Origin of the sequence: Nitrosovibrio sp. Nv17 (assembly GCF_900119085.1) — a bacterium.
Classification (GTDB): domain Bacteria; phylum Pseudomonadota; class Gammaproteobacteria; order Burkholderiales; family Nitrosomonadaceae; genus Nitrosospira.
Map to the genome: position 1 here is coordinate 93486 of NZ_FPIQ01000001.1, position 25913 is coordinate 119398.

Genomic DNA, 25913 nt, shown 5'->3' on the forward strand with positions numbered 1-25913 from the left:
GCTCGCAGATGCGGATGCGCAGGCTCGCGGATATCAGAACGACAGCATGAAATCCAGCGACAATACCACCTGGTCCTTGTGCCTGTTGAAGGGCCGGTAGTCGACCCCGTGCAGGCCATCGGCGGAGTCGTAGCGAACATTTGGACGAACGTTGAATGATTTCATCGCGCTCCAATCCTTCTTCAGGGTCTTCATGGCCTTCCAGTTCATCCCCAGCGTCACGGCATAGTAGTCCGCCGGTGCGCTGACCGCATTGCCGAGCTGCCCCGATCCCAATGCGTAGCTGAGTCCGCGGTTGTTGGTCGCGGCACCCACGCGACCCGGGGAGAAGACACGGAATCCGTCTTTGTCCCGAAACCACTCGGCACGGACACCGATCGACAAGTCGGGCGTAATGTCATAGTACACGTGCGTGTTGATGCCATACCATTCCGCATTCCTGGTGATTCCATTCAGCAAAACCCCTCCGGCGTAGCCGTGGTCATGCTGTAGGACGACATTCATTCTCGTGCCGACACGGTGCTTCAGGACGACACTGTACATCCCCCATGGCTCGGTACTGCGCGTGGAGGTTTCGGCATAACTCCCGCTGAGATTGGCCGAACTGCCCATATCGTCGCTGGACCAGGTGATGCCGGCCAGTCCGCCCCAGTTTCCCAGTTGCTTGTCAAAGCCGCCATCCCAGCCACCGGTCGCACTGCCCGTCGTGGTTCCCGCCATGAGCATCCAATTCTTGCTGATGTAGTAATTCGCCAGTATGCCGGTATGGGTGAAGGGCTCACCATATTGCATGGTATAGGCATGGGAATAGAAGAAGTTGTCGGGCGCAGGAACAGACTCATAGCCAATGGGCGTATAGAAGTGCCCTAGCTTGACATTCATGCCGTTGCCGACCGGGACATATGCTTCCACATAGGCCTGCGGGATGGCGATTCCGTAGTATCGTGTCGAGGCACAGCACAGATCCAGATCCCAATTGCTTCTGGCCAGAGGCTGCCCGGAATTGACGTCGAATGCCGGCACGCCATACGCCTGGGTGAAAATCGCATCCGTGCCGAACAGGATGTCGAAGCGTCCGCCGAAATCCCAGGAATTCCCCTCCGCCACCACGGCGCGCTCAACGAAGATATTCAACTGGTTCAATTGGAATCGGTTCGCCTGATCATCGAAGGTCACCGGTCCGTTGAAACCATCTATATTGCTCGGGTTGAAGGTCGCTCCTCCATTGATCCAGCCTCCGATCCGTATTTCGCTTTCCTTGTAGAGATCGAGCAGGGTACGGGAGGTATCATTTGAAGCAACGCCGGAGACGATGGCCTCAGTGGCGACGGCATCGGCGAATGGCTGGAACAGCAGGCTACCTACGAAGGCCGGTATCATCCGGCCTCTGCTGAATGGCAAGCATGTCATGCGCGATGCCCCTTTCCCTCTGTATGAATAAAGCACTACATTCAAAGTAGGTATTGGGGAAACGTAGCATGATATATGTGAAATTATAGAAAGTAATTTGTTGTGAATTTGTGATCAATCCCGTTAATAACCCTCAATGCCGGCGGAATTGCCCTCATGCAGACCGGGATCAACGGTCCGGAGGCATGCCGCCAAGATGAAGGGGGAGCACCAGGGTGCAGGGCGTGGGCGGGGCACCGGAGAGGGTGATCATGTCTGCCTGCTTCTGGCCAGTCACGGTTGTCCGGACACGGGTCATCCACACCTTAAGATGGCCCCTGTTGGCGGAGCCTTCCCCACGCCGATTACCTGCGTTCCTAGAACGCAACCTGATATTGCAGAACGAATTGGCCGCGATTCGAGATCTTGTAGCCATCCGTGTTGAATATGGGTCTATTCTGATAGTCGAAGGTCAGCTTGCTGTTGTGTCCCTTGATCAGCCAGTTCACGCCGGCGTTGAATACATTCATCTGATCGTGCAGACGTTTGAAATTGGCGCTGGTAAAGGAGAAATAAGGCATCAGCTGACCATTGTTCCCCCCCAGCAGATCTCTTGCCATGAGATATCCGATTTGTCCGTACCAGATATCGCCGGTGCCGAACATGGGAAACGCATTCCCGCCCCCGTTCAGCGTATTGCCGCCGGTCGCAGGCGTCATCCCGATGCCGTTGGTGCGCAGATAGTTGGGCCCGTAATTGGTGTTGAAATATCCTATATAGGCGGAGATGGCCGTTTCCTTCACCTTGTCGATCGGAGCATCCAGGTAGCCTGCCACCGACCACAACGTCATGTCATGGAATTGGGCATTGGCTTCGGTGGTTCCGGTCCAGGTCGCATTCTTCTGCGTAATGAACCCCGCCTCCAGGTTGAGTATGCTCTTCTTGCCCAGATATGTTCCTTGCCAGTAGGGATTGGTGAGCGGCTCCGTATCCCAGAAATTCCAGACGTAGAAGCCCTGATAGCGTTTTTTATGCCCGACCCTGGCAAACTGAGCGTTATCCGGCGAAATGGGCTCGATCGCCACGCCGTCGGTATTGATGGGAAACGGATCGCTGGCCGTGAATCGGTAGTTGAATTTGCCGATCTGCCCCCTGAGGTAGACGCTCAGGCTCCGATTGAACAGATCGGCACGGTCGGCGGTTGCCTGTGCGAACAGCGGAATATCCATCGTCATGATCGTACTGACGCTGGGGCTGCTGAAACGGGACATGCCATTGGCCATGACCAGGCCTCCCCCCACGATCATCTGGTGGCCCTGCGTCAGGCGCAATTCCCCGAAGGCATCGTGAAAGAAAGCTTGGATCTTCCTGTTGCCGAGATTGTCCGGTCCGCTATTGGTGCCGCTGCCGTTTTGCGACAGGAAATTGAAATTGTTCATGCCGTACTGGGCGTAGAGATATACCCGGTCGGTGAGCTGGCTTTGCAATACGAAACGGGTCCTGCGCAGCGCGATGTCCTGCGTGTCATCCACAGGCTGGCCCAAGACACTGGAACCGGGATTGTTCTGCTCATACCGCAACCATGCCTGGTTCAGGAAGCCGATCTTGACGTACTGGCTTCCATCCCCGTTCAGGTTCCATTTGAAGGGATCCTTTTCCTTCCAGTTTGCATAGCCGAATCCGTCTTTCTGGGAATCCGAGTCCTTTCCCGTCGATTGGCCGGCGGGATCGGGATTGACGGCGATGGACGGATACTTCTGTATCTGCGCGACGCCAACATCCTGGTCCTTCTGGGCAGCCGGGACCTGCTGCCCTGCAACTGGATTGGCGGACGACGAGGCCGGTGCGTCGGGAATCTTCTGAAAGGAACCCATGTGCACGCGTCCCGGGCCGGGCTCCGCATAGATTTGCTTGGTTGCGGTGTCTACGTACAGATCGATGGCCTGCGCGAACACGGCGCTGGGCAGGAGGCAGCAGGTAATCAGGGTAAGTGGCAAGCTTGGCTTCATCAGGCGCTCCGGACTCTAGAATGAAAAGACGCGATATATGCAAGGATGCTTGCCCGTAGTGGGCGGTATGCGAAGGCGTCGCCGCGACGTCCCTGCAATTCGAAACACCAGCATGGAAGAGAAGAAATTAGCATGCCCGATGTCAAGCAAACATCATGGATTTGTTGTTAAATTGTTAAGGGCGGCAATTTCCATGCGCAAGGCGACCTGGCGGCGCGGACGCCAAGGGTGCGATCGGTCGGGCGGAAATGGGTGGATCGGAGAAATGCGGGGCTGGCGTTGCGGGAAAGTCTGCAAGAACGTGAGGCAGGTCTGGTGGACTCTACCCTCCTGCACCCCCAGCTGAAATATTGGTGTCCACGTCCGGATCCGGTCCTCGAGGACGATCGGGCCCGTAGAAAATCCGTATGAGTTTGTCGAGGAATCCTTCTTCCTCAGGGGGCAAGGATGGGTCTTCTCCCCATTGGCGTTGCGTAGGGCGTGGAGGATCGGAGGGTTTCTCGCCCCGATTCGGTGTTTTCGCATCGGCACTTCTCAGCGGAGTCTTCTTCTCCTCGGCGAGAGCGGTCCCCGGCAGTTCAAGCACCGCAGGCTCGTGGCCATGTGGATCGACCCGAGCATGGAGTACCTCGGCAGGAATGATGCTCGCAATTCCGATCAGGATCACGGCAAGTCCCGTGGAGGCGGTGTTTTGGAACGTGTCACCATGCATTGCCGCCTTCCAGGTCGCGAGTAGGGACAGGGCAGGGGCGATACCCTTCCTCAAGAGGGATCCATGTTCCGTCCGTCCAGCTGCTTCTTCCATTTCGCCAGGTTCCCGTTAAGGTTGCGCGCTGCGGACCGAGTGATTCATGAGCGCAGGTGAGGCAGCCCGATCCATATTCTCTCCTGATTTGTTGCGGCGCTGCAACATACCGGCAGCGAATGGCATAAGGCGTCCCGTACCCGGTAGCCGGCACCCCATATGCTTACTCATGGTCCATCGAAGATCGCCGGAAAAGCGGCACGGATCTTCAGGAAGAAGTATTCCTGGTCCGATCTTCGTATGCCCCGCTGATTCGCTCCACGCTGTTCCGTGATGAACCTTATTCATCCGGTTGACGGATGCGCGCTCGTCGAGTGCGCTCGCCGAAACGGTCTTGCGTTTCCAGTCTGTCCGTTCATGTTCGGAGAGTACGGGGCGATGGTGATGGACGCCTTTGGCAGCCCTATCAGAGCAGGGAAGACCCATCATGCGCGTTAATATGTTGATGGCATCTATATGCGAATCCGGTGCCCATGTCTATTCAGCTTAGCACAGCACCGGTGAAGAAAATGTCATCTTGTTGTAAGAGATTCATCAGGATGGCAAGGAGCAGCTTGTTTCCGGGTCCATCCATTCCGCTTTCTGCCGGGTTTTCAGATATACGGCGGCGAGTGCCCCGCCGATTCCTTCTTCCTCCAGACGCATGCTGCGGTATCACCCAGGAGGGAGATCGCGGCAGGGGTCGGCCATAATGACGGCCATTGCCGTCATCCGTATGCACGGATGGTCTGCAGCGCATTCCGGAGGTCATTCCACGGTGGGTGCAATATATTCTCCCCGGCGCACCGTGGCAGCCCGCGCGCTCGATACCAGCATGGGCGGGTGCAGGCAGATGAGCAGGCCTCCCGTCGGATTCCGCCTGCCGTGGAAGACTTGCGAACCGATGCAGGGAAGGTGATGCGCACCCCGGACCGTCTGGAGGATGATTGTAATATTTCTGCATAATAACGCTGCTAGGATTTTTCCATCCAGTTTCCGCAAGCAGGTTCCTCCATGACCACAGTTGGGCATTTCACGCCGGTTTCCTCCGATCCTCGTCCCGAGCTCGATCACCATGCGGGCCTCGCCACCGTCCTCATTTTTTTCGGCCTGCTGGCCGCGGGTCTGGCGTTTGCCGCATACAGCTTGACGACGGACATCAGCGCCGCGGGAGACGTGGCCATCGCCTGGCTGCCTTATATCCTGCTGGGAATCGCGCTGCTCATCGCGCTCGGCTTCGAGTTCGTCAACGGTTTCCACGATACGGCGAATGCGGTGGCCACGGTCATCTACACGCACGCGCTACCCGCCAACTTCGCCGTGCTCTGGTCCGGGCTGTTCAATTTTCTCGGGGTGCTTTTCTCGAGTGGCGCCGTTGCCTTCGGCATCATTTCCCTGCTGCCGGTGGAGTTGATCCTCCAGGTGGGCTCCAGTGCCGGGTTCGCGATGGTGTTTGCCTTGCTGATCGCGGCCATCGTCTGGAATCTAGCTACATGGCTGCTGGGGCTGCCGGCGTCTTCCTCCCATACCCTGATCGGCTCCATCATCGGCGTCGGCATCGCGAATGCACTCATGCACGGACGTGACGGCACCAGTGGCGTGGACTGGGGCCAGGCGAGCAAGGTCGGCTACTCTCTTCTGCTCTCGCCCCTCATCGGCTTCCTCTGCGCTGCGCTCCTGCTCCTCACGCTGCGCGCCCTGGTCAAAAACCAGGCGCTCTACCGGGAACCGAAGGGCAATACGCCGCCGCCCTGGTGGATTCGTGGCCTGCTGATCCTGACCTGTACCGGGGTTTCATTCGCCCATGGTTCCAACGATGGACAGAAGGGAATGGGGCTGATCATGCTGATACTGATCGGTACCGTGCCCACTGCCTATGCCTTGAACCGCGCGATGCCCGTGGACCGGGTGACGCAGTTCGCGGCAGTTGCGCATGTCACCGAGGAGGCCTTGCTCGGCACCGGCACCGGGGCGGTTCCTGCCGATCCTCGCCAGGTGCTTTCCGAGTACGTGCGCACGCGGATGTACGATGCCGCGGTTTTGCCGGCGCTTGCCGGCATGGTCGGCGACATCGGCAGGCAGGTGAAACAGTATGGCAGCCTCGCTCGGGTACCGATGCAGGCGATCTCCAACGTCCGTAACGACATGTACCTCACTTCCGAAACCATTCGTTTCCTGGAAAAGGATGAGGCAGTGGGGCTGGATGAGGATACCCGCGCCAACCTCAAGGCCTTCAAGAAAAATATCGACGATGCCACCAAGTTCATTCCGCTCTGGGTGAAGGTGGCCGTGGCAGTTGCTTTGGGGCTGGGCACCATGGTGGGATGGAAGCGCATCGTGGTGACGGTGGGCGAGAGAATCGGAAAATCCCACCTGACCTACGCCCAGGGCGCGTCCGCGGAACTGGTGGCCATGGCCACCATCGGCGCCGCCGACCTCTACGGCCTGCCGGTTTCCACCACCCAGGTGCTGTCATCGGGCGTGGCTGGTACCATGGTGGCCAACCAGTCCGGCCTGCAATGGGGTACCGTGCGCAACCTCGCCATGGCCTGGGTGCTGACGCTGCCTGTCGCGATGCTGCTTTCCGGTTCCCTGTACTGGTTGTTCGCAACCCTATTCTAGTTTTCACTCCTTGGACCATCCGACTCCCATCCAATCCGCCCAGGTCCCGCTGGACGCCGAAGCGCACTGCGAGAATCCGGCAAGCCTGGAGTTGGAGCGCCATATCCGGGCCGACAGGACGGATAGCCTGGACGAGGAACTGGAGATGGAGTTCGACGACCGCCGCCTGGATGAATGGATCGCCGACACTGGGGCGAATGCGGCTGGTAGGGACGTGGACAGGAAGTTCTATTTCATGGAGCTTTTCCGTCTGCAGGGAGAGTTGGTCAAGCTGCAGGATTGGGTGGTGCACAGGAAGCTCAAGGTGGCCGTGCTGTTCGAAGGGCGCGATGCGGCGGGCAAGGGGGGTGTCATCAAGCGCTTCACCCAGCGGCTCAATCCCCGCGTATGCCGGGTGGCGGCGCTGCCGGCGCCGAACGAGCGCGAACGCAGCCAGTGGTATTTCCAGCGCTACGTGTCGCACCTGCCGTCGGGCGGCGAGATCGTGCTGTTCGACCGGAGCTGGTACAACCGGGCAGGCGTGGAGCGGGTCATGGGTTTCTGCAATGATGAGGAGTACGAGGAATTCTTCCGCAGCGTTCCGGAATTCGAGAAGATGCTGGTCCGCTCCGGTATCGTCCTCATCAAGTACTGGTTTTCCATCACCGACGAGGAGCAGTACCTGCGCTTCCGGATGCGCATGCATGATCCCCTGAAGCAGTGGAAGCTCAGCCCGATGGATCTGGAGTCCCGGCGCCAGTGGGAGCAGTATACCCAGGCCAAGGAGTATATGCTGGAGCGCACCCACATTGTCGAGGCGCCGTGGTGGATCGTCGAGGCGGTGGACAAGAAGAAGGCCAGACTCAACTGTATCCGCCATTTCCTGGACCAGATTCCCTACGCCGAGGTGGAGCGCGAAACCGTCATCCTGCCCGATCGCATCCATCATCCGGACTATTCGCGGCATCCGGTGCCGCGCGAGATGTTCGTTCCCGACGTATACTGATTCGGTTCTGGCGCGTTACGCTGTCGTCAGCACCGCGGCGACGAGGTGGCGGGCCTCTTCCAGGATGCGGTGGAGATGGTCGCTTCCCGCGAAGCTCTCGGCGTACAGCTTGCAGAGATTCTCGGTTCCGGACGGGCGCACTGCGAACCAGCCGTTTCGCGCAATCACCTTGAAGCCGCCCAGGGGCGCGTCGTTGCCGGGAGCGTGCGTGAGCACGGCCTCGACGGGTTCGCCCACCAGCCGGGGGAGGTGTATCTGCTGCGGCGAAAGCCGTGCCAGTAGGTTCTTCTGCTCCGGTGTGACCGGCGTATCCTGGCGTTCGAACAGGGAGGCGCCAAACTGCTGCTCCAGCGTTTGGTAGAGCAGGCCGGGATCCCGGCCCTCGCGTGCGGTGATCTCGGCCGATAGCAGTGCCGGCGCGATGCCATCCTTGTCCGTGGTCCAGGCCGTGCCGTCCCGGCGCAGGAACGATGTTCCTGCACTTTCCTCGCCACAGACCCCGAGCCTGCCGTCGTGGAGGCCGGCCACGAACCACTTGAAGCCGACCGGCGTCTCGTACAGCGGCCGACCCAGCGCCTCGGTCACGCGATCGATGATCCGGCTGCTCACCATCGTCTTGCCCACCGCCACCCCGTCGCGCCAGGCAGGGCGATGGCGGAACAGGTAGCGTACGACCACGGCCAGATAGCGGTCTGCCGGCAGCAGCCCGGCGCTGGGAGTGACGATGCCGTGCCGGTCGTGATCGGTGTCGCAGGCGAAGGCGATGTCGAAACGATCCTTCATGCCGATCAGGCCGCGCATGGCGTAGGGAGAGGAGGGATCCATGCGGATCCGGCCGTCCCAGTCCAGGGTCAGGAACCGGAAGGTGGGGTCCACGGTGTCGTTGATGACGCTCAGATCCAGCCGGTGGCGTTCGGCGATGGCCTGCCAGTAGCGTACCCCTGCACCACCCAGCGGATCCACTCCCATGCGGATGCCTGCGTCACGGATCGCTTTCAGATCGATGACGTGGCCGAGATCGCCGACGTAGGCGCCCAGGAAATCATAGCGGTGCGTGGTTGCCGCGCACAGGGCCTGTTCGAAGCGCAGCCGCTTCACCCCCCTGAGCCTGTTCTTCAAGAAGGTATTGGCCATGGACTCGATCACGGTGGTGGCCTCGACGCCGGCCGGGCCGCCGTGGGGCGGATTGTACTTGAGTCCTCCGCTTTCGGGCGGGTTGTGCGAGGGTGTGAGGACGATACCATCCGCGAGACCTCGCGCGCGGCCGCGGTTGTATGCCAGGATTGCATGAGAGACGGCAGGGGTAGGAGTATATTCGTTCCCTGCCGACAACATCACGTCGACGCCGTGCGCGGCCAGCACCTCGAGCGTGCTGGCGTAGGCCGGTTCGGACAAGGCATGCGTGTCGATTCCCAGGAACAGCGGGCCGTCGATCCCCTGCCGCTTGCGGTATCGGCAGATGGCCTGGGTGGCGGCCAGCACATGCCATTCGTTGAAACTGGCATCGAATGCATTGCCGCGATGCCCCGAGGTACCGAAGGCGATCCGCTGCGTGGGTATCGACCAGTCGGGCTGCTGGGTGTAGTAGGCGGTAACGAGCCGGGGCACGTTCAACAGCATTGCGGGGGGCGCCGGCGTTCCCGCCAGGGGATTGACCTGTCCGGCCATGCCGTACGCTGCAGGGGCGCGATCCGTCACGACCACCCCTGCCGGAAATACCGCCGCTCAGGTGCGGGTATCGCGGATCCCGACATAGCGTCGTATCAACGCGTTGGTCGAGCTGTCGTGCGCCAGCGGCGACCGGTCCGCGGCCTGCAGTTCCGGCATGATGCGCTGTGCCAGCGCCTTGCCGAGCTCGACTCCCCATTGGTCGAACGAGTCGATCTGCCAGACTACGCCCTGAGTGAAAACGCTGTGCTCATAAAGCGCGATCAGTGCTCCCAGCGCGTGCGGCGTGAGCCGCTCCGCCAGGAGGGTGTTGGTGGGGCGATTTCCCTCGAAGCTGCGATGCATGCTGAGCCAGTCCGGCGTTCCTTCGGCCCTGGCCTCCTCGGTGGTTTTGCCGAACGCTAGGGCCTCGGTCTGGGCGAACAGATTTGCCATCAGCAGGTCATGGTGGTGCGCCACGGGATTGAGGGTCTGACAGAATCCGATGAAATCGCAAGGGATCAGTTGCGTGCCTTGGTGAAGAAGCTGATAGAACGAATGCTGGCCGTTGGTACCGGGTTCGCCCCAGATCACCGGCGAGGTCTGGTAGTCGGCCCGCGCGCCGGCAAGGGTGACGTGCTTGCCGTTGCTTTCCATCGTCAGCTGCTGCAGGTATGCCGGAAAGCGCTTCAGGTACTGATCGTAGGGCAGCACGGCCATCGTCCGGGCGTCGAAGAAATTGGCGTGCCAGACCGCGAGCAGCCCCATCAGAACAGGAAGATTCCGCTCGAAAGGGGTACGGCGGAAGTGCTGGTCCATGGCGTGCAGGCCGGCCAGCATGGCGCGAAAATTGTCCGCACCGACGGCGAGCATGGTCGAGAGGCCGATCGCCGAGCTCATCGAGTAGCGTCCCCCGACCCAGTCCCAGAAACCGAACATGTTGACGGGATCGATACCGAACGCCGCCACCGCCTCGGCATTGGTCGAGACTGCGACGAAATGCCTGCGCACGGCGCGGCTGCTCACCATGGCATCCAGTAGCCACTGGCGTGCTGCGTGGGCATTGGCGAGCGTCTCGGAGGTGGTGAAGGTTTTCGAGCAGACGATGAACAGCGTCTCTTCCGGCGCCAGATCGGATACGGCTTCCTTGAAATCCGTGCCATCCACGTTGGAGACGAAGCGAAAATCGATATCTCGCGTGCTGTAGTGGCGCAGGGCCTCATAGGCCATCACCGGCCCCAGGTCCGAGCCGCCGATCCCGATGTTGACGACGGTGCGGATGCGTCTGCCCGTGTGGCCTTGCCATCGGCCGCTGCGCACCTGGTCGGAGAACGCGGCCATGCGCTCCAGCACGGCGTGCACCACAGGAACGACGTCGATGCCGTCGACGAGGATACGTTCGCTCGCCGGCGCGCGCAGGGCGACGTGCAGGACGGCGCGGTCTTCCGTCAGGTTGATGCGCTCGCCGGAGAACATGGCGTCGATGCGCTCGCGCAGGCCACATGCCTCGGCCAGTCGCACGAGCAGTCGCAGTGTGTCGGCGGTGATCCTGTTCTTGGAGTAGTCGAGGTAGATGCCTGCCGCTTCGGCCGCGAAGCGTTGGCCTCGTCCGGCGTCCTCCGCGAAGAGCTGGCGCAGGTGCAGCCCCTTGATCGCTGCGTGGTGCGTCTTGAGTGCCTGCCAGGCGGGGAGGTCGGTCAGGGGCGGGATTCGGGTCATGGCACCGTTGTCAGGGTGTCGCTTCCATGGCCTTTCTTTTCTTGACCCGTCGCCACAGCCACAGGGCGTAGCCCGACAGGGCATAGAGCAGGAACAGGCAGAACAGCACCATGGGTGGATGGCTGGGTATCAGCACGAAAAAGAACAGGGCCAGCAGCAGGATGGTGATGAACGGTACGCTTTTGCGCAGGTTGATGTCCTTGCCGCTGTAATAGGGGAGGTTGCTGACCATCGTCAGGCCCGCGAACAGGGTGATTCCCCACGCCAGCCAGCGTATGTCCCGTCCGGTGAAGTCGAAGTCCAGCATCACCCACACCAGTCCGGCGATCAGTGCGGCGGCGGCCGGGGTGGGCAGCCCCTGGAAAAAACGCTTGTCCACGATGCCCAGGTTGGTATTGAAGCGAGCCAGCCGCAGCGCGGCGCAGGCGCAGTAGACGAATGCCGCGATCCAGCCCAGCTTGCCCAGATCCTTCAGGGCCCACTCGTAGACCACCAGGGCGGGTGCGGCCCCGAACGAGACCATGTCCGCCAGGCTGTCGTATTCTGCGCCGAACTCGCTCTGGGTGTGCGTCAGGCGTGCCACCCGGCCGTCCAGTCCATCCAGCATCATGGCGATGAAGATGGATACCGCGGAGTGCTCGAAGCGTCCGTTCATCGCCTGGATGATGGCGTAGAACCCGGCGAACAATGCCGCAGTGGTGAACAGGTTGGGCAGCAGATAGATGCCACGCCGCCGCAGCTTGGATTTGAGCATGAGGCGCGGGAGATGGGGATCATGCATCATAGCGTGCAGCGCCGGGGGTGCCGGCGTCGTGGTATAACCGATCGACATCGCGCAGGGCGGGGCCGATCGCTAGTTTTTCGCCTGGTCGACCAGCTTGTTCTTGCTGATCCAGGGCATCATGTCGCGCAGCCTGGCACCCACCGTCTCGATCGGATGCGTGGACGCCAGGCGCCGACTGGCCTTCAGCATGGGTGCGCCGGCACGATTCTCGAGGATGAATTCCCGGGCATATTGTCCCGTCTGGATTTCGCGCAGGATGTTGCGCATCTCGGCGCGAGTGGCATCGGTCACGATGCGCGGTCCGCGCGAGACATCACCATATTCGGCATTGTTGGAAATGGAATAGCGCATGTTGGCGATCCCGCCTTCGTAGATCAGATCCACGATCAGCTTGACCTCGTGCAGGCATTCGAAATAGGCCATTTCCGGTGCGTATCCCGCCTCCACCAGGGTTTCGAAACCGGCCTGGATCAGGGCTGTCAGGCCCCCACACAGGACGACCTGCTCGCCGAACAGGTCGGTCTCGGTTTCTTCGCGGAAATTGGTCTCGATCACGCCTCCCCGGGTGCCGCCGTTGGCGGCGGCGTAGGAGAGAGCCAGTTCGCGCGCCTGCCCGGACGGATTCTGGTGCACTGCGATGAGCGAAGGCACTCCGCCGCCCTGCAGGTAGGTGGAGCGCACCAGATGGCCGGGTCCCTTGGGGGCGATCATGACGACGTCGAGATCCGCACGCGGCGAAACTTGACCGTAGTGGATGTTGAAGCCGTGCGCGAATGCAAGCACGGCACCCTGCCTGAGATTGGGCTCGATGTCCGACGCGTAGACGGCGGCGATCTGCTCGTCCGGCAACAGCACCATCACGACGTCGGCTTCCCTGACCGCATCGGGCACTTCCCTGACTGTCAGTCCGGCTGCCTCGGCCTTGCTCCACGATGCGCCATCGCGCCGCAGGCCTACGGTGATCGTCACACCGGAATCGCTGAGATTGTTGGCGTGCGCGTGGCCCTGCGACCCGTAGCCCACGATGGTGACTTTTTTGCCCTGTATCAGCGACAGATCGGCATCCTTATCGTAATAGACGTTCATGATTTCCTTTTCGCTCAGATGAAAAATTACCGCGGCCGAAAGCTGGAAGACCTCGTCCTGCCGGCGCCTCAGGGTTTGAGTATGCGCTCGCCCCGGCCGATGCCCGAGGCGCCGGTACGCACTGTCTCCAGGATGGCGCTGGGCTCCATGGCCTCGATGAAGGCGTCCAGCTTTGCACCGGTTCCGGTGAGTTCGATGGTGTAGGAGCGGTCGGTGACGTCGATGATCCGGCCCCGGAAGATGTCGGCCATGCGCTTGATCTCCTCGCGATCATTGCCGATCGCGCGCACTTTGATCAGCATCAGTTCGCGCTCGATGTGGTTGCCGTCGCTCAGATCCACCACCTTGACCACCTCGATCAGCTTGTTCAGCTGCTTGGTGATCTGCTCGATGACATCGTCCGATCCGGCGGTGACCAGCGTCATGCGCGACAGGGTCGGGTCTTCGGTAGCCGCCACGGTCAGGGATTCGATGTTATATCCGCGCGAGGAGAACAGCCCGGCCACGCGCGACAGCGCGCCCGCCTCGTTTTCCATCAACAGGGAAATGATGTGTCGCATGGCTACGGCAGTCCGGCAGTGGTTCGGCGCGCCCCTGCCGCACAATCCTGCACGGCGGGTTCTGCCACGACATCCCCCGCTTTGGTGAACGGGCTCATACCAGAATCATCTCGGAAAGTCCCTTGCCGCCGGGCACCATCGGAAACACGTTTTCCGTCTGGTCGGTGATGAAATCCATGAACACCAGCCGGTCCTTGAGTTTGAATGCCTCCTTCAGCGCCCCCTCGACGTCGCCGGGCTGCTCGATCTTCATGCCGACATGCCCGTAGCTCTCGGCCAGCTTGACGAAGTTGGGCAGCGCGTCCATGTAGGACTCGGCGTAGCGATTGCCGTGGAAGAATTCCTGCCACTGTCGCACCATCCCCATGTAGCGGTTGTTCAGGTTGATGATCTTGAGCGGGAGTCCGTACTGCTTGCAGGTGGAGAGTTCCTGTATGCACATCTGGATGCTCGCTTCGCCGGTGACGCACGCTACCGTCCCCTTCGGGTTGGCGAACTGTACCCCCATCGCCGCCGGAAGGCCGAAGCCCATGGTGCCCAGACCGCCGGAATTGATCCAGCGGCGCGGCTGGTCGAACTTGTAGAACTGTGCCGCCCACATTTGGTGCTGGCCGACGTCGGAGGTGATGAAGGCGGCGCCCTTGGTGACCTTGTAGAGAGTTTCGATCACCCTCTGCGGCTTGATGATGGCGCTGGCGCGATCGTACTTGAGGCAGTCGCGCGCACGCCAGGAGTCGATCTGCGCCCACCATGCGTCCAGCGCCGAGTGGTCCGGGCTGTCCTTGCCGGTCTTCAGCAGCTTGAGGAGCGCCTCCAGCACGTCGGGAATGCTGCCGACGATGGGAACGTCGACCTTGACGCGCTTGGATATGGACGAGGGATCGATGTCGATGTGGATGATCTTGCGGTCTTCATTATAGAAATGCTTGGGGTTCCCGATGACGCGGTCGTCGAAGCGGGCGCCGATGGCGATCAGCACGTCGCAGTGCTGCATCGCCATGTTGGCTTCGTAGGTGCCGTGCATCCCCAGCATCCCGACGAACTGCCGATCGGTGGCCGGATAGCCTCCCAGCCCCATCAGGGTGTTGGTACAGGGAAAGCCCAGGGTTCTCACGAGATCTCCCAGCTTTGCGGCAGCATCGCTCAGAATCACGCCGCCACCGGTGTAGATCATTGGCCGCCTGGCGCCCAGAATGAGCTGGGCAGCTTTCTTGATCTGCCCCGAGTGGCCCTTCGTGACCGGGTTATAGGAGCGCATGCTGATTTTTTCCGGATACGCGAAATGCGCTTTTTGCTGGCTCACGTCCTTGGGGATGTCCACCAGCACCGGACCAGGCCGGCCGGTCGAAGCGATGTAGAATGCCTTCTTGATGGTGTTGGCGAGCTCATCCACGTCCTTCACGAGGAAATTATGCTTGACGCAGGGACGCGTGATGCCCACCGTGTCGACCTCCTGAAAGGCGTCCAGGCCGATGGCGGGAGTGGGCACCTGTCCGCTGATGACGACCAGAGGGATCGAATCCATGTAGGCGGTGGCGATGCCTGTGACCGCGTTGGTGACGCCGGGGCCAGAGGTGACCAGGGCCACGCCGACCTTGTTCCCCGACCGGGCGTAGCCGTCCGCGGCATGGAGTGCCGCCTGTTCATGCCGTACCAGGATATGTTTGACCTTGTCCTGCTTGAACAATTCGTCATAGATATACAGCACGGCTCCGCCAGGGTAGCCGAAGACGTAGTCCACCCCCTCCTTCTGCAGGCAGCGCACCGTGATTTCCGCGCCTGTCAATTCCGTGCTCATGCTTTCGTGGATTCCGTTGAGTGGCGACAGTTAATGGTGAATGACGATGAGTGAAACAGTGAACAGTAATGGTTACCCGGTCTTTGGTCAATCCCTTTGCACCGATCCCGGCGGCGGAGCCGGATGGGTGCTCGACGGATGCGGAGGCGACGGTCCGGGTGCTGGATTTATGTTACTCTTTGCGGTGGGGACAGGCCGGTTTGGTGCAATCCGCGTAGAGCGCGAGCGAGTGCTCGCTGATGGTGAAGCCGCGCTCCTTGGCGATCCTGGTCTGACGCCTTTCGATCTCCGCATCGTAGAATTCCTCGACGCGACCGCACTGCAGGCACACCAGGTGATCATGATGGGCGTCGCTGGCCAGTTCGAACACGGCCTTGCCGCTCTCGAAATGGTGGCGCTCCAGCAGGCCCGCCTGTTCGAACTGCGTCAATACGCGGTAGACGGTGGCAAGTCCGATGTCGTCGCCATCGTTGATCAGCGTCTTGTAGATGTCTTCGGCGGACAGATGCCGCACCGGGCTGTTCTCGAACAGCCTGAGTATCCTGAGCCGCGGCAGCGTGGCCTTGAGTCCCATGGTCTTCAGGTCGCTTGGCTTGCTCATGGCTTGTTCATCCGGTAGGTCATTTACGGTATCATATAACGTCAGGCCTGCTTTGAAAACATACGCTGCCGCGATGCGCGCGAAAATACTCACGCTGCTGGCATTTTTGCCGCTCGCCGGATGCTCTTCCGTTCCCTCGTTGCTCTACAAGATCGAGATCCAGCAGGGGAACGTGATCACTCAGGAAATGGTGGACAAGCTGAAGCCGGGCATGACCCGGTCGCAGGTGCGCTTCGTCCTGGGTTCGCCGATGATCAGTGACATTTTCCACAGCCATCGATGGGATTACGTCTATCGACTGGAACAACGCGGCAGGCTGATGGAGCAGCGTCAGTTGACGGTATTCTTTGAGGGCGACGAGGTGGTGCGCACGGAAGGCAGCTTCGCTCCCCCGGTTGCCTTCACGTCGCCTCCATCGGAGAGCGAAGCCGGTATGGCTTCCTTCACCGATACAACCGGGCAGTCCGCGCCGCATGCTGAGGCGGAGACGGGGGAGGAGACCGGGGAGGATGCGCCGGTGCTGAGTGCCATCGCGACGGATGACGTCCGGGATTCGGGCAGAGGTGCGGTTCTTGGCGGTGCGTCGATCCCGGGCAAGGCTCCCGTTCTGCCGACACTGCAACCGGTGGTGCCGCGGCAGGTTCCGTTGCGGGCGGCTGACAGGGGCCACGCGGGAGTGGACCTGCCCAAGGAATAAAAAAGCAGGAAGAAGAGCCGAATGGGATGAAGACTGGAGCCGCAAGCGGTATCGCAGGACCCGCGATGATGGGGTCGGCGCCGTGGATCCAGGCAACGAGCCCTCGATCTGCAGCATTCGCCGAACCTCCGGGACATGGATAGATGACGATTCTCAACGTGGCGATCGCCGGCAGCGCCGGGCGTATGGGCCGGGCGCTGCTGGAGGCGCTCGCGCGGACGGCGGACATGCGGTTGTCCGCGGCCTTGGAGCGGGAAGGCAGCCCCTACCTGGATCGGGACGCGGGGGAGTTGATCGGCGCTTCCTGCAGTGTCGCCATCACGGATGACATGGATGCGGCGCTGAGCGGCAGCGGCGTGCTGATCGACTTTACCCGGCCGGAGGGAACGCTCGTTCATCTCGAGGCCTGCCGCAGGCTGGGCGTGAACATGGTGATCGGCACCACCGGATTTTCGGCACTCCAGAAGCGGGATATCGAGGCGGCCTCGGCAGACATCGCCATCGTGTGCGCGCCCAACATGAGCGTAGGCGTGAACATCACGCTCAAGCTGCTGGAAATGGCCGCCGGCGTTCTGAACGAGGGATATGACGTCGAAATCATCGAAGCGCACCATCGGCACAAGGTCGACGCGCCTTCCGGCACTGCCTTGCGCATGGGCGAGGTGGTGGCGCAGGCGCTGGGCCGCAGCCTGCCGGAGATTGCGGTATATGGCCGGGAAGGCAACGTCGGCGAGCGCATGCCCGGCACCATAGGCTTTTCGGTAGTGCGCGGCGGCGACATCGTAGGCGATCATACGGTGCTGTTCGCCGGCACGGGCGAGTGCATCGAAATCTCGCACAAGGCGAGCAGCCGCGCCACCTTCGCCGAGGGGGCGTTGCGTGCCGCCCGTTTCCTTGCCGGCCGGCGACGAGGCCTGTTCGACATGCAGGACGTGCTCGGGCTGCGCGCTTCCGCCTCCTGATCCCTGTCGTCCGAAACAGGCTGTGCGCCGGGTTTCGTTGTGGGGTCTGCCCTTTGGGCGTATAATCTCGACCCTGTAAACGGGGCGAATGACTGGTTTGTCCCGTTTTTCACGCTGTGCCCGTGCATTCTCAGGAGTTCTTCGTGCCGCAACGCCCGCATGCTGTTCTCGCACTTGCCGACGGCACCGTGTTCCGCGGCACCTCCATCGGCGCGCCGGGCACCAGTACCGGTGAGGTGGTGTTCAACACCGCCATGACCGGGTATCAGGAAATCCTTACGGATCCTTCCTACCGCCGGCAGATCGTCACGCTGACCTATCCCCACATCGGCAGTACCGGCGTCAACGCCGAGGATGTCGAATCCGGCGGGATCGAGCGGGTACACGCGGCGGGCCTGGTAATCCGCGACCTTCCCCTTGTCTCCAGCAGCTGGCGCCAGACCGGGACCTTGCAGGCATATCTCGAGCGGCAGGGCGTCGTGGCGATCGCCGACATCGATACGCGCAGGCTTACCCGCATCCTGCGGGAGAAGGGCGCGCAGGGAGGGTGTCTCATGGCGGGCGACTGCGACGAAGCTGCGGCGCTTGCGCGCGCGCGCGAATTTCCCGGCCTGGTCGGCATGGATCTGGCGTGCGAGGTGACCTGCGGGCAGCGCTACGAATGGAACGAAGGCGAGTGGGAATGGGGATCGGGCCATGCAGTTCGGGAAGACCCGCGGTTTCATGTGGCCGCTCTCGATTTCGGCATCAAGCGCAACATCCTGCGCAAGCTGGCGCAGCGCGGATGCCGCGTCACCGTCCTGCCCGCAGCTACCCGTGCGGATGAAGTCCTGGCCCTGCGACCCGACGGCGTGTTCCTCTCCAACGGCCCCGGCGATCCGGAAGCCTGCGGTTACGCCGTGACTGCCACCCGGGAACTGCTCGCGGCGGACGTGCCGATCTTCGGCGTCTGCATGGGGCACCAGCTCCTCGGGCTGGCCAGCGGGGCCCGGACCGTCAAGATGAAATTCGGCCACCACGGCGCCAATCACCCGGTACAGGAGGTGGATACCGGGCGGGTCATGATCTCCAGCCAGAATCACGGTTTTGCGGTCGATATGGATACGCTGCCCGGGCATGCGCGCGTCACGCATGTGTCGCTGTTCGATGGCAGCCTGCAGGGATTCGAGCTGAGCGGCCGACGTGCCTTCTGTTTCCAGGGGCATCCGGAGGTCAGCCCTGGACCGCACGACCTGGACTATCTTTTCGACCGATTCACGGGATTGATGGAGGAGCATCGATGAGATGCGGGGGACGCGGGCCTGAGCGCCCTTCTTCCGCATGCTTCGCCTCGGGCCGCGGCCATGCCTAAGCGCACCGATCTGCATTCCATACTCATCATCGGCGCTGGCCCGATCATCATCGGCCAGGCGTGCGAGTTCGACTATTCTGGGGCACAGGCGTGCAAGGCGTTGCGCGAAGAGGGATATCGCGTCATTCTGGTGAACTCCAACCCCGCCACGATCATGACCGATCCCGAGATGGCGGACGCGACGTATATCGAACCCATCATCTGGCCCATGCTGGAGAAGATCATCGCGCTGGAGCGTCCGGATGCGCTGTTGCCGACCATGGGGGGGCAGACGGCATTGAACTGTGCCCTCGACCTGGCGAAGAACGGCGTGCTGAAGCAGTATGGGGTCGAACTGATCGGCGCCTCGCGGGAGGCGATCGACAAGGCCGAGGATCGGGAGAAGTTCAAGCAGGCCATGAGCCGGATCGGCCTGGGCAGCGCGCGTTCCGCCATCGCGCACAGCGTGGAGGAGGCGCTGCAGGTGCAGGCCATGGTCGGATATCCTGCCATCATACGTCCGTCGTTCACCATGGGCGGGAGCGGTGGCGGTATTGCCTACAACCGCGAGGAATTCCTCGGCATCTGCGAGCGCGGGCTGGAGGCTTCGCCCACCCGGGAACTGCTGATCGAGGAATCGGTGATCGGCTGGAAGGAATTCGAGATGGAGGTGATCCGCGACCGGAAGGACAACTGCATCATCGTCTGCGCGATCGAGAACGTCGATCCCATGGGCGTCCACACCGGGGATTCCATCACCGTCGCGCCGTCCCAGACGCTGACCGACAAGGAATACCAGATCATGCGCGACGCGTCGATCGCGGTGCTGCGCGAGATCGGCGTGGAGACGGGCGGATCCAACGTGCAGTTCGCGATCAATCCACAGGATGGCCGCATGCTCGTCATCGAAATGAACCCGCGCGTCTCGCGTTCCTCCGCGCTGGCTTCGAAAGCAACCGGATTCCCCATCGCCAAGGTGGCTGCGAAGCTCGCGGTGGGCTACACGCTGGATGAGCTTGCCAACGACATCACCGGCGGGGCGATGCCGGCCTCGTTCGAGCCGGCGATAGACTACGTGGTCACCAAAATACCGCGCTTTGCGTTCGAGAAATTCCCCCAGGCCGATGACCGCCTGACCACCCAGATGAAGTCGGTGGGCGAGGTCATGGCGATCGGGCGCACGTTCCAGGAGTCGCTGCAGAAGGCCCTGCGGGGGCTCGAGATCGGCGTCAGCGGGCTGGACGAGAAAAGTGTCGACGTCGAGGTCATCAAGGCCGAGCTGGGCGACCCGGGGCCGGAGCGCATCTGGTATGTGGCGGATGCATTTCGATGCGGGATGACGCTCCCGGAGATCCATCAGTTGACGCATATCGATCCGTGGTTTCTGGCGCAGATCGAGGACCTGATCAGGCAAGAGCGGCTGCTTGCCGGTGCCGGGCCGGAAGCACTCGACATGGTGTCGCTACGCACCCTGAAGCGCAGCGGTTTCTCAGACCAGCGCCTGGCGAAACTGATGGACACGACCCCGCTCGCAGTGCGCGCCAGGCGCCATCAGCTCGGTCTGCACCCGGTATACAAGCGCGTCGACACCTGTGCCGCCGAATTTGCCACGCACACGGCCTATCTGTACTCTACCTACGAGGAAGAGTGCGAGGCGCTGCCGAGCGGGCGCAAGAAGATCATGGTGCTGGGCGGTGGCCCCAACCGCATCGGCCAGGGCATCGAATTCGACTACTGCTGCGTCCATGCGGCGCTGGCTCTTCGGGAGGACGGCTTCGAGACCATCATGGTCAACTGCAATCCCGAGACCGTTTCGACCGATTACGATACTTCCGATCGCCTCTACTTCGAGCCGCTCACCCTGGAAGACGTACTGGAGATCGTCGAAGTGGAACGGCCGTTCGGGGTGATCGTGCAGTACGGCGGACAGACGCCTCTGAAGCTGGCGCGCGATCTCGAATCCTGCGGCGTGCCCATCATCGGCACCAGTCCCGACATGATCGATCGCGCCGAGGATCGCGAGCGTTTCCAGGGAATGCTGCATGAGCTGGGGCTCAGGCAGCCGCTGAACCGTACCGCCCGCGACCCCGGGGCGGCTCTTGCCGCCGCCAGCGAGATCGGCTATCCGCTGGTGGTGCGCCCGAGCTACGTGCTCGGGGGGCGCGCCATGGAGATCATCCACGAGCAGTCTTACCTGGAGCGGTATATGCGGGAGGCGGTCAAGGTATCGCACGATTCGCCGGTGCTGCTGGACCGCTTCCTCAACGACGCCATCGAAGTGGATGTGGATGCGGTATGCGACGGCGAGGCCGTGCTGATCGGCGGCATCATGGAGCACATCGAGCAGGCGGGGGTGCATTCCGGGGATTCTGCCTGTTCGCTGCCTCCCTTCAGCCTTTCGGCCGTCCTTCAGGAAGAGTTGCGGCGCCAGACGTCGGCGATGGCGCATGCGCTGGGAGTGGTGGGGCTGATGAACGTGCAGTTCGCCATCCAGGGGGACTCGGTGTACGTTCTGGAAGTCAATCCACGGGCCTCGCGAACCGTTCCTTTCGTATCCAAGGCGACGGGTCTGCCACTGGCGAAGATATCCGCGCGCTGCATGGTCGGCACCACGCTTGCCCGCCAGGGGATCATCGCGGAAAGAGTGCCCACCCACTGCTCGGTGAAGGAGGCCGTGTTCCCGTTCATCAAGTTTCCCGGCGTGGATACCATCCTCGGGCCCGAAATGAAATCGACGGGCGAGGTGATGGGAGTGGGGCGTACCTTTGCCGAAGCCTTCGTCAAATCGCAGCTGGCCGCCGGGGTCAGGTTGCCGCGCGGCGGGAAGGTCTTCATCAGCGTACGCCAGTCGGACAAAGCCCGGGTGGTGGAGATCGCCCGCAATCTTGCGAAACTGGGGTTTGCCCTTTATGCTACCCGCGGTACTGCGGCAGTGCTGGCCGAGTCCGGGCTGACGGTCGCGGCGGTCAACAAGGTGGCGGAGGGACGCCCGCACATCGTGGACATGATCAAGAACGGCGAGATGGATCTGATCATCAATACGGTCGAGGACAAGCGCAGTGCGATCCAGGATTCATACTCGATCCGCCACGCCGTGCTGCAGGCGAGGGTCACCTACTACACCACCCTGGCGGGCGCGCGCGCCGCATGCATCGGCATGGCGGATCTGCAGGAATTGAAGCCCTATCGCCTGCAGTCGCTGCATGCGCCGGCGGCGTCGCCGCTGCTCGACACGATGCAGTGAAATCCATCGCCGGTCGCGCCTCGCAGCGGATATCCGCCCGGCCGCCGGAGGATGGCATCGAATGACACTACACAAAGGCATGAACAGATCATGAGTACAATTCCATTGACCGTGATCGGCGCGAGCAAGCTGCGCGCCGAGCTGCATGAAATGAAAACGGTGCAGCGGCCTGCGGTGATAGCCGCGATCGCGGAGGCGCGTTCCCACGGGGATCTTTCGGAAAATGCCGAGTACGAGGCGGCCAAGGAGCGGCAGGGTTTCATCGAGGGGCGTATCGCCGAACTGGAAAACAAGCTTTCCAATGCCCAGATCATCGATCCGACATTGCTGGATGCCAACGGCGCTTGCGTGTTCGGCGCCACGATCGATCTCCAGGATATGACGAACGATACGGTTGTCACCTATCAGATCGTCGGCGACGACGAAGCCGACATCAAGGAGGGGAAGATTTCCATCAGTTCGCCCATTTCGCGCGCCCTGATCGGCAAGCATGCCGGCGACATTGCCGAGGTTCAGGCACCGGGCGGGATCAGGGAGTACGAGATTCTCGATGTGAGGTACGTCTAGCGCTTCCCGGGCCGTCATCCCTGGAAGCTGCGCTTGCTGCGGCGCGGCTCGTGTTTTCTACGAGTTGCCGGGGCAACCGGCTGGGGCGCGCCATCCGGTTTGGGGCGATAGATGATCAGTATCCTGCCGATGTGCTGCACGGGAGCCGCACCAAGACGATGGCACATCTCTTCGAGTAAAGCGTTCCGTGCTTCCCGCTTCTCCTCGAATACCCTGATCTTGACCAGTTCATGGCTGGTCAACCCCAGATCCAATTCGCGCAGAACGTTTTCCGAGAGACCGTCCGGACCGATCCAGACGATCGGCCTGATGGCGTGGGCAAGCGCTCGCAGCGTGTGCCGATGATCGAGAGCGAGGGATAGCATGGGGTGTTCCGAAAGCCGTCATTCTACGTAATGAAGCGTGCCAAAACCAGCAGGGCGTGGATGAAGGAGCACGTGAGCGATCCTTTCGTACGGCAGGCCAGGAAAGAGGGATATCGCTCCCGAGCTGCGTACAAGCTGCTGGAGATCGCCGCGCGCGATCGCCTGTTCCGGCCGGGCATGACGGTGGTGGACCTGGGTGCGGCTCCAGGGGGCTGGTCGCAAGTGGCTGTCGAGAAACTCGGCGGCAGAGGGAAGGTGATCGCGCTGGATTTGCTGGAGATGGCGCCGTTGCCGGGCGTGATATGCATCCGCGGCGATTTTCGTGAAGTCCCGGTGCTGACGGAACTGGCCGAGGTGCTGGGAGAATCCTCGCCCGATCTTGTAATTTCGGACATGTCGCCTAATATAAGTGGTATAGGAGTCAGTGATCAGGCGCGCAGCATGCATCTGGCCGAACTGGCCCTGGAGTTCTCCCTGGAGCGATTGAACTCTGATGGCGACTTGCTCGTCAAAGTGTTTCAGGGTTCCGGATTCGAGGAGTTCCTGGCGAACATGCGGGCCGGGTTCGATCGGGTGTTGACGCGCAAGCCGGATGCATCTCGGGATCGCAGTCGCGAGGTGTACCTGCTGGGCCGGGGCAAACGGAGGCCGATGGCGGCTCCCCGGCCGAAGCGGGAAGGCGGATGAAGCAGGGTCTCAGGGGAAATGTGCACCACTCCTGGCAGCTGAGGCGGTGGCGGTTTCCGGGGTGCGGCCCTTGGCTGTCATTAAACCGGAAATGGGTTTAGAATGAAGCATTCAAGGATATTGACGGCGCAAGCCAAGGAGCTATCTTGAACAATCTCATTAAAAACATGGCCATCTGGCTGGTGATCGCTTTGGTGTTGATGACGGTGTTCAACCAGTTCAGCACCCGCCAGACGGCACAGGCCCCGATGGAGTATTCCCAGTTCATCGAGGAAGTGAAGCAGGGCAGGATTGCAAAGGTCACCATAGAAGGTCGTACCCTGAAGGGGACCAAGTCCGATGGCAGGCGATTCACGACCTATACGCCATCGGATCCCTGGATGGTCAGCGATCTGCTGAAAGCCGGCGTCATCATCGATGCCAAGCCGGAGGAAGAGCCGTCGCTCCTGATGAACATCTTCGTTTCCTGGTTCCCCATGCTGTTGCTGATCGGCGTGTGGATCTTCTTCATGCGTCAGATGCAGGGCGGAGGTCGTGGCGGAGGTGCGTTCTCGTTCGGCAAGAGCAAGGCACGGATGCTGGATGAATCCACCAACCAGGTGACGTTTGCGGATGTGGCGGGATGCGAGGAAGCCAAGGAAGAGGTTTCCGAACTGGTGGAGTTCCTGCGCGACCCCAGCAAATTCCAGAAGCTCGGCGGGCGCATCCCCCGCGGCGTCCTGATGGTGGGCAACCCCGGTACCGGCAAGACGCTGCTGGCCCGGGCGATCGCGGGCGAAGCCAAGGTTCCGTTCTTCAGCATCTCGGGTTCCGATTTCGTGGAGATGTTCGTGGGCGTGGGAGCGGCACGGGTTCGGGACATGTTCGAACAGGCCAAGAAGCATGCGCCTTGCATCATCTTCATCGACGAGATCGACGCGGTGGGTCGTCAGCGCGGGGCAGGGCTCGGGGGTGGCAACGACGAGCGCGAGCAGACCCTGAATCAGCTGCTGGTAGAGATGGACGGCTTCGAAGGTGCCGTCGGCGTCATCGTCATTGCGGCCACCAATCGTCCGGACGTGCTCGATCCGGCCTTGTTGCGTCCCGGCCGCTTCGATCGCCAGGTCACGGTGCCGTTGCCGGACATACGGGGGCGCGAACAGATACTGCATGTCCACATGCGCAAGGTGCCGATCGCTCCGGATGTGCATGCGGAGGTGCTGGCGCGCGGTACCCCGGGGATGTCGGGGGCGGATCTTGCCAATCTGGTGAACGAGGCGGCGCTGTTTGCGGCCCGGGGCAACAAGCGACTGGTGGACATGGACGACTTCGAGCGTGCCAAGGACAAGATCTTCATGGGTGCGGAACGCCGCTCCGTAGTGATGCCGGAGCACGAGCGGCGCAATACCGCCTACCATGAATCCGGTCATGCCGTAGTGGCGCAGCTCCTGCCCAGGACCGATCCGGTGCACAAGGTGTCCATCATTCCGCGCGGACGGGCACTGGGTGTGACCATGCAACTGCCGACCGAAGACCGTTTCAGCATGGATCGCGAGGAAATCCTGCAGAACATCGCCGTGCTCTTCGGGGGGCGCATCGCCGAGGAAGTGTTCATGAGTCAGATGACCACCGGCGCCTCCAACGACTTCGAGCGTGCCACCGAGATGGCGCGTCGCATGGTCACGCAGTGGGGCATGTCGGATTCCCTCGGGCCGATGGTATACGGAGAGAACGAAGGGGAGGTCTTCCTGGGCCGTTCCGTGACGACGCACAAGAACGTGAGCGAAGCCACCATGCAGAAGGTGGATATCGAAATCCGCCGCATCATCGATCAGCAATACGCACTGGCCCGCAAGCTGATCGAGGAGAATCGCGACAAGATCGAGGTCATGGCCAAGGCGCTGCTGGAATGGGAGACCATAGATTCCGACCAGATCGGGGACATCATGGATGGCCGTGCTCCACGGCCGCCCAAGCCGACCCGGATGGCGCCGCCTCCGCCCAAGGACACGTCGCCTCCTGCGGCACCCGCCACCACGGCGGCACCTGCTCAGGAAGCATAGGGGGTCTCCCATCCCCCGCGGAGGATTTCCTTCGC

At 61.7% G+C, this 25913-nt stretch carries 19 protein-coding genes; 9 read left to right on the top strand and 10 right to left on the bottom strand.

Annotated features, from left to right (window positions below):
* Window positions 1–33: 33 nt before the first annotated feature.
* Together BT108_RS00440 and BT108_RS00445 are read right to left on the bottom strand one after the other, a co-directional pair.
* Window positions 34–1380, bottom strand: coding sequence for a porin (locus tag BT108_RS00440; RefSeq protein ID WP_255369552.1), 1347 nt, complete (start codon window positions 1378–1380; stop codon window positions 34–36).
* A gap of 386 nt (window positions 1381–1766) precedes the next feature.
* Window positions 1767–3398 (bottom strand): hypothetical protein, encoded by a 1632-nt coding sequence (locus tag BT108_RS00445; RefSeq protein WP_072292587.1) that lies wholly within the window; start codon window positions 3396–3398, stop codon window positions 1767–1769.
* A 1798-nt stretch (window positions 3399–5196) separates the two neighbouring features.
* Here BT108_RS00445 and BT108_RS00455 point away from each other — a divergent pair.
* Together BT108_RS00455 and ppk2 are read left to right on the top strand one after the other, a co-directional pair.
* Window positions 5197–6804: an inorganic phosphate transporter gene (locus BT108_RS00455; RefSeq protein WP_072292589.1), complete on the top strand. Its 1608-nt coding sequence runs from the start codon at window positions 5197–5199 to the stop codon at window positions 6802–6804.
* A gap of 10 nt (window positions 6805–6814) precedes the next feature.
* The gene (gene ppk2, locus BT108_RS00460; protein ID WP_255369553.1) at window positions 6815–7789 is read left to right on the top strand and encodes a polyphosphate kinase 2; all 975 of its coding nucleotides are present in this window, start codon (window positions 6815–6817) and stop codon (window positions 7787–7789) included.
* 15 nt (window positions 7790–7804) lie between these two features.
* Here ppk2 and pgm read toward each other — a convergent pair whose 3' ends face one another.
* The 7 genes from pgm to fur all read right to left on the bottom strand — a co-directional run bounded on the left by pgm (window position 7805) and on the right by fur (window position 15984).
* Complete coding sequence (gene pgm, locus BT108_RS00465; protein WP_255369554.1) at window positions 7805–9487, bottom strand: phosphoglucomutase (alpha-D-glucose-1,6-bisphosphate-dependent); 1683 nt, start codon at window positions 9485–9487, stop codon at window positions 7805–7807.
* Between the two features lie 27 nt (window positions 9488–9514).
* Window positions 9515–11155 carry a glucose-6-phosphate isomerase gene (gene pgi, locus BT108_RS00470; RefSeq protein ID WP_072292591.1) on the bottom strand — a complete coding sequence of 547 codons (1641 nt, stop codon included), beginning with the start codon at window positions 11153–11155 and terminating at the stop codon, window positions 9515–9517.
* A 10-nt stretch (window positions 11156–11165) separates the two neighbouring features.
* The gene (gene pssA / locus BT108_RS00475) at window positions 11166–11939 is read right to left on the bottom strand and encodes a CDP-diacylglycerol--serine O-phosphatidyltransferase (protein ID WP_143142322.1); all 774 of its coding nucleotides are present in this window, start codon (window positions 11937–11939) and stop codon (window positions 11166–11168) included.
* A 69-nt stretch (window positions 11940–12008) separates the two neighbouring features.
* Window positions 12009–13025: a ketol-acid reductoisomerase gene (gene ilvC, locus BT108_RS00480; RefSeq protein ID WP_072292592.1), complete on the bottom strand. Its 1017-nt coding sequence runs from the start codon at window positions 13023–13025 to the stop codon at window positions 12009–12011.
* Between the two features lie 68 nt (window positions 13026–13093).
* Window positions 13094–13585 (bottom strand): acetolactate synthase small subunit, encoded by a 492-nt coding sequence (gene ilvN / locus BT108_RS00485; RefSeq protein WP_072292593.1) that lies wholly within the window; start codon window positions 13583–13585, stop codon window positions 13094–13096.
* 94 nt (window positions 13586–13679) lie between these two features.
* Window positions 13680–15383 (bottom strand): acetolactate synthase 3 catalytic subunit, encoded by a 1704-nt coding sequence (locus BT108_RS00490; RefSeq protein ID WP_072292594.1) that lies wholly within the window; start codon window positions 15381–15383, stop codon window positions 13680–13682.
* A gap of 172 nt (window positions 15384–15555) precedes the next feature.
* Complete coding sequence (gene fur, locus BT108_RS00495) at window positions 15556–15984, bottom strand: ferric iron uptake transcriptional regulator (RefSeq protein WP_072292595.1); 429 nt, start codon at window positions 15982–15984, stop codon at window positions 15556–15558.
* Window positions 15985–16057: 73 nt separating this feature from the next.
* On the opposite strand from fur, the gene BT108_RS00500 reads away from it, so the two are divergent.
* From BT108_RS00500 to greA, 5 genes are all read left to right on the top strand, one after another.
* Window positions 16058–16681, top strand: coding sequence for an outer membrane protein assembly factor BamE (locus BT108_RS00500; protein WP_072292596.1), 624 nt, complete (start codon window positions 16058–16060; stop codon window positions 16679–16681).
* Between the two features lie 143 nt (window positions 16682–16824).
* Window positions 16825–17643, top strand: coding sequence for a 4-hydroxy-tetrahydrodipicolinate reductase (dapB, locus tag BT108_RS00505; RefSeq protein WP_072292597.1), 819 nt, complete (start codon window positions 16825–16827; stop codon window positions 17641–17643).
* A gap of 143 nt (window positions 17644–17786) precedes the next feature.
* Window positions 17787–18926 (top strand): glutamine-hydrolyzing carbamoyl-phosphate synthase small subunit, encoded by a 1140-nt coding sequence (gene carA, locus BT108_RS00510; RefSeq protein ID WP_072292598.1) that lies wholly within the window; start codon window positions 17787–17789, stop codon window positions 18924–18926.
* A gap of 60 nt (window positions 18927–18986) precedes the next feature.
* Window positions 18987–22217, top strand: a complete 3231-nt coding sequence (carB, locus tag BT108_RS00515) for a carbamoyl-phosphate synthase large subunit (RefSeq protein ID WP_072292599.1) — start codon at window positions 18987–18989, stop codon at window positions 22215–22217.
* Window positions 22218–22307: 90 nt separating this feature from the next.
* Window positions 22308–22784, top strand: coding sequence for a transcription elongation factor GreA (gene greA, locus BT108_RS00520; RefSeq protein ID WP_072292600.1), 477 nt, complete (start codon window positions 22308–22310; stop codon window positions 22782–22784).
* Window positions 22785–22798: 14 nt separating this feature from the next.
* Here the strand turns inward: greA and BT108_RS00525 are convergent, their stop codons facing one another.
* Window positions 22799–23149, bottom strand: a complete 351-nt coding sequence (locus tag BT108_RS00525; RefSeq protein WP_072292601.1) for a YhbY family RNA-binding protein — start codon at window positions 23147–23149, stop codon at window positions 22799–22801.
* A 30-nt stretch (window positions 23150–23179) separates the two neighbouring features.
* On the opposite strand from BT108_RS00525, the gene BT108_RS00530 reads away from it, so the two are divergent.
* Both BT108_RS00530 and ftsH read left to right on the top strand, forming a co-directional pair.
* The gene (locus BT108_RS00530; protein ID WP_072292602.1) at window positions 23180–23836 is read left to right on the top strand and encodes an RlmE family RNA methyltransferase; all 657 of its coding nucleotides are present in this window, start codon (window positions 23180–23182) and stop codon (window positions 23834–23836) included.
* A gap of 146 nt (window positions 23837–23982) precedes the next feature.
* Window positions 23983–25878 carry an ATP-dependent zinc metalloprotease FtsH gene (ftsH, locus tag BT108_RS00535; RefSeq protein WP_072292603.1) on the top strand — a complete coding sequence of 632 codons (1896 nt, stop codon included), beginning with the start codon at window positions 23983–23985 and terminating at the stop codon, window positions 25876–25878.
* The last annotated feature ends 35 nt before the right edge of the window (window positions 25879–25913 follow it).

Excerpts from the sequence above, each read along its gene's own strand:
- BT108_RS00440 (WP_255369552.1), bottom strand. The coding sequence starts at position 1,380 with ATGATACCGGCCTTCGTAGGTAGCCTGCTGTTCCAGCCATTCGCCGAT.
- BT108_RS00445 (WP_072292587.1), bottom strand. The coding sequence starts at position 3,398 with ATGAAGCCAAGCTTGCCACTTACCCTGATTACCTGCTGCCTCCTGCCC.
- BT108_RS00455 (WP_072292589.1), top strand. The coding sequence starts at position 5,197 with ATGACCACAGTTGGGCATTTCACGCCGGTTTCCTCCGATCCTCGTCCC.
- pgi (WP_072292591.1), bottom strand. The coding sequence starts at position 11,155 with ATGACCCGAATCCCGCCCCTGACCGACCTCCCCGCCTGGCAGGCACTC.
- pssA (WP_143142322.1), bottom strand. The coding sequence starts at position 11,939 with ATGATGCATGATCCCCATCTCCCGCGCCTCATGCTCAAATCCAAGCTG.
- ilvC (WP_072292592.1), bottom strand. The coding sequence starts at position 13,025 with ATGAACGTCTATTACGATAAGGATGCCGATCTGTCGCTGATACAGGGC.
- ilvN (WP_072292593.1), bottom strand. The coding sequence starts at position 13,585 with ATGCGACACATCATTTCCCTGTTGATGGAAAACGAGGCGGGCGCGCTG.
- BT108_RS00490 (WP_072292594.1), bottom strand. The coding sequence starts at position 15,383 with ATGAGCACGGAATTGACAGGCGCGGAAATCACGGTGCGCTGCCTGCAG.
- fur (WP_072292595.1), bottom strand. The coding sequence starts at position 15,984 with ATGAGCAAGCCAAGCGACCTGAAGACCATGGGACTCAAGGCCACGCTG.
- BT108_RS00500 (WP_072292596.1), top strand. The coding sequence starts at position 16,058 with ATGCGCGCGAAAATACTCACGCTGCTGGCATTTTTGCCGCTCGCCGGA.
- dapB (WP_072292597.1), top strand. The coding sequence starts at position 16,825 with ATGACGATTCTCAACGTGGCGATCGCCGGCAGCGCCGGGCGTATGGGC.
- carB (WP_072292599.1), top strand. The coding sequence starts at position 18,987 with ATGCCTAAGCGCACCGATCTGCATTCCATACTCATCATCGGCGCTGGC.
- greA (WP_072292600.1), top strand. The coding sequence starts at position 22,308 with ATGAGTACAATTCCATTGACCGTGATCGGCGCGAGCAAGCTGCGCGCC.
- BT108_RS00525 (WP_072292601.1), bottom strand. The coding sequence starts at position 23,149 with ATGCTATCCCTCGCTCTCGATCATCGGCACACGCTGCGAGCGCTTGCC.
- BT108_RS00530 (WP_072292602.1), top strand. The coding sequence starts at position 23,180 with ATGAAGCGTGCCAAAACCAGCAGGGCGTGGATGAAGGAGCACGTGAGC.